General features: G+C 61.6%; 1 protein-coding gene. It reads right to left on the reverse strand.

All coding sequences use genetic code 11. From position 1 onward, the window contains the following. Positions 1 to 36: 36 nt before the first annotated feature. The coding region (locus tag RMT89_RS44865; RefSeq protein WP_315889505.1) for a hypothetical protein at positions 37 to 245 on the reverse strand (209 nt) is incomplete at its 5' end.

Consider the following 245-nt stretch of genomic DNA (forward strand, 5'->3'; position numbering starts at 1 on the left):
GGCAGGAAGGTAATGATGGACAACAGGTTGGTCATATCAGTGCGTGCCCTTCATCATCACCCAGATCAGCAGCCCGACGATGCCAAGCACCATCGCAAAGGCATAGTGGAACAGATAGCCCGACTGAAGCCGCGAGGCCCCGCGCGTCAGGCGCGGGATCACCCCCAGCGCCAGCCAGTTGATGAACCCGTCGATGGCCATGCCGTCCCCGATCTTCCACAGCATCCGGCCCAAGGCTTTCGCCG

The organism is Streptomyces sp. P17 (assembly GCF_032436805.1).
Taxonomy (GTDB): Bacteria; Actinomycetota; Actinomycetes; order Streptomycetales; family Streptomycetaceae; genus Streptomyces.